1 protein-coding gene is annotated in these 3,214 nt (G+C 44.6%); it reads left to right on the plus strand.

The genetic code is table 11. The annotated features are described in order from the left end of the window. The first annotated feature begins 389 nt into the window (after positions 1-389). Positions 390-3,041 (plus strand): valine--tRNA ligase, encoded by a 2,652-nt coding sequence (locus E5983_RS08820; protein WP_160333465.1) that lies wholly within the window; start codon positions 390-392, stop codon positions 3,039-3,041. The last annotated feature ends 173 nt before the right edge of the window (positions 3,042-3,214 follow it).

A 3,214-nucleotide genomic window follows, 5' to 3' on the forward strand; every position in this document is an offset into this window, starting at 1 on the left:
TAGTTGATTTCCCAATTGTGACAGTTTTTCTAGAAGTCGTTCATCGTCGGAAAATAATAGCATGATAGTACCTCGTTCATCTTAGTAGTTCTATTATCTCATAAAATTTAGGGAGTGAAAATAAAGAAAAGCAGGTATTTCTACTGTAGTGGAACCGTCAGCAGTTAGAAACAACTGCTAGATGGCGGAGATTTTGAGACCTTGGCTCAAAATTTAGTGATGAGACTCCGAAGGAGACTGCTCACGTCCGCACTACCAAATAGGAATACCTACTTATTTGAAATAAGGCGACAATAAGTATGAGTTTTTAGAGGTGCCCTTGATAAGTGAGTAGGAGTGGATTTTTAAAACTTCTAGAAACTATGATTTATATCTTAAGAAAGGATTTTATGTCAAAAGAATTATCACCAAAATACAATCCAGCCGAAGTTGAGGCTGGGCGTTATGCTAAATGGTTGGAGGCAGATGTCTTTAAACCATCGGGAGATGCTGAGGCTAAGCCTTATTCAATCGTTATCCCACCGCCGAATGTAACCGGGAAATTGCATTTGGGTCATGCTTGGGACACTACACTTCAGGATATTATTATCCGTCAGAAGCGGATGCAGGGTTATGATACCTTGTGGTTGCCAGGGATGGACCATGCGGGAATTGCAACTCAGGCTAAGGTTGAAGAGCGTTTACGTGAGCAAGGTGTGACGCGTTATGACTTGGGGCGTGAGAAGTTCCTAGAGAAGGTCTGGGAATGGAAGGATGAATATGCAGCGACGATTAAGGATCAGTGGGGCAAAATGGGCCTCTCACTAGACTATAGTCGGGAGCGTTTCACCCTCGATGAGGGCTTATCCAAGGCTGTCCGTAAGGTCTTTGTGGACTTGTACAAGAAGGGCTGGATCTACCGAGGTGAGTTTATCATTAACTGGGATCCGGCAGCTCGGACAGCCTTGTCAGATATCGAGGTTATCCACAAGGATGTGGAAGGGGCTTTTTACCACATGAACTACATGTTGGCAGATGGTTCGCGTGCCTTGCAGGTGGCAACCACACGTCCAGAAACCATGTTTGGGGATGTGGCGGTAGCGGTGAATCCGGAAGATCCACGTTATAAGGATTTGATTGGTCAGAACGTTATTTTGCCAATCGTTAACAAGCCAATTCCAATTGTTGCGGATGAGCACGCGGATCCAGAATTTGGAACAGGTGTCGTGAAGATTACACCGGCTCATGATCCAAATGACTTCTTGGTGGGTCAACGTCATGATTTGCCACAGGTTAATGTGATGAATGATGATGGAACCATGAATGAGCTAGCTGGTGAGTTTGCGGGTATGGATCGTTTTGAGGCTCGTAAGGCTGTTGTGGCTAAGCTCGAGGAGCTAGGTGCGCTTGTAGAGATTGAGAAACGGGTCCACTCTGTTGGTCATTCAGAGCGTTCTGGAGCGGTGGTTGAGCCTCGTTTGTCAACGCAGTGGTTTGTGAAGATGGACCAGTTGGCTCAAAATGCGATTGCTAATCAGGAGACTGCGGACAAGGTCGAGTTCTACCCGCCTCGTTTCAACGATACCTTCCTTCAGTGGATGGAAAATGTGCATGACTGGGTTATTTCCCGGCAGCTCTGGTGGGGGCATCAGATTCCGGCTTGGTACAATGAAGCTGGCGAAATGTATGTTGGGGAAGAAGCTCCGGAGGGAGACGGCTGGGTTCAGGATGAGGATGTTCTGGATACTTGGTTCAGTTCTGCCCTTTGGCCATTCTCAACTATGGGCTGGCCAGATGAGGATTCTGCAGATTTCCAACGTTACTTCCCTACTTCAACCTTGGTAACCGGCTACGATATCATTTTCTTCTGGGTATCACGGATGATTTTCCAATCCCTTGAATTTACGGGTCGTCAGCCGTTCAAAAATGTCTTGATTCACGGTTTGATTCGCGATGCGGAAGGTCGGAAGATGTCTAAGTCCTTGGGCAATGGGATTGATCCGATGGATGTGATTGATCAGTATGGGGCGGATGCCTTGCGTTGGTTCTTGTCTAATGGTTCTGCGCCTGGTCAAGATGTTCGTTTCTCTTATGAGAAAATGGATGCGTCTTGGAACTTTATCAACAAGATCTGGAATATCTCACGTTACATTCTGATGAATAATGAAGGCTTGAGCTTGGAGCTGGCGCGTGAAAATGTTGCTCAGGTAGCCGCTGATCAGGCCGGAAATGTAACGGATCGTTGGATTCTTCATAATCTCAATGAAACCATTGCCAAGGTAACAGATAATTTTGATAAGTTTGAATTTGGGGTTGCGGGTCACCTTCTCTATAACTTTATCTGGGAAGAATTTGCCAACTGGTATGTCGAGTTGACCAAAGAAGTTCTTTACAGTGATAATGAGGCTGAGAAAGTGATGACGCGGTCTGTCCTTCTCTATACCTTGGATCAGATTCTCCGTTTGCTTCACCCAATCATGCCATTTGTAACAGAAGAGATTTTCGCTCAGTATGTAGAGGGTTCGATTGTCCTAGCAGCTTACCCTGTTGTGAATCCTGCTTTTGAAAATGAAGCAGCCCATAAAGGGGTTGAAAGTCTTAAAGATTTGATTCGCTCCGTTCGGAATAGTCGGGCAGAGGTAAATGTAGCTCCATCGAAAGCCATTACCATTCTGATTAAGACATCGGATAGCCAGTTGGAAGAGTTTTTCAAGGCCAATGTAAACTACATTAAACGCTTTACAAATCCAGAACAGCTTGAGATTTCCTCAAGCCTACTTGCCCCAGAATTGGCGATGTCAGCCGTGATTACGGGGGCGGAAATCTTCTTGCCATTGGCAGATTTGCTCAATGTTGAGGAGGAATTGGCGCGTCTGGACAAAGAGTTGGCTAAATGGCAGAAGGAATTGGATATGGTTGGTAAGAAGCTCAGCAATGAACGCTTTGTAGCCAATGCCAAGCCTGAAGTGGTTCAGAAAGAAAAAGAGAAACAAGCAGATTATCAAGTCAAATATGATGCAACAGTTGCTCGGATTGATGAGATGAAAAAATTGATTCAATAATTGTGATAATTTAGGTCGGGACGGTGGTCTCGGCCTTTTTTCATCTTGAATTTATCCCTAAAAATTTAGGTTCTATAATAAGTTGTGTGGAAAGCTTGCTCTCCATGCAACTTTTTTTGTAATTCAGAGTGCAAAAAAAAGCAATTCCTAGTAAACTGATAAGTGAAAAAAAA

The sequence above is a fragment of the Streptococcus danieliae genome (genome assembly GCF_009767945.1).
Lineage (GTDB): Bacteria > Bacillota > Bacilli > Lactobacillales > Streptococcaceae > Streptococcus > Streptococcus danieliae.

Excerpts from the sequence above, each read along its gene's own strand:
- E5983_RS08820 (WP_160333465.1), top strand. The coding sequence starts at position 390 with ATGTCAAAAGAATTATCACCAAAATACAATCCAGCCGAAGTTGAGGCT.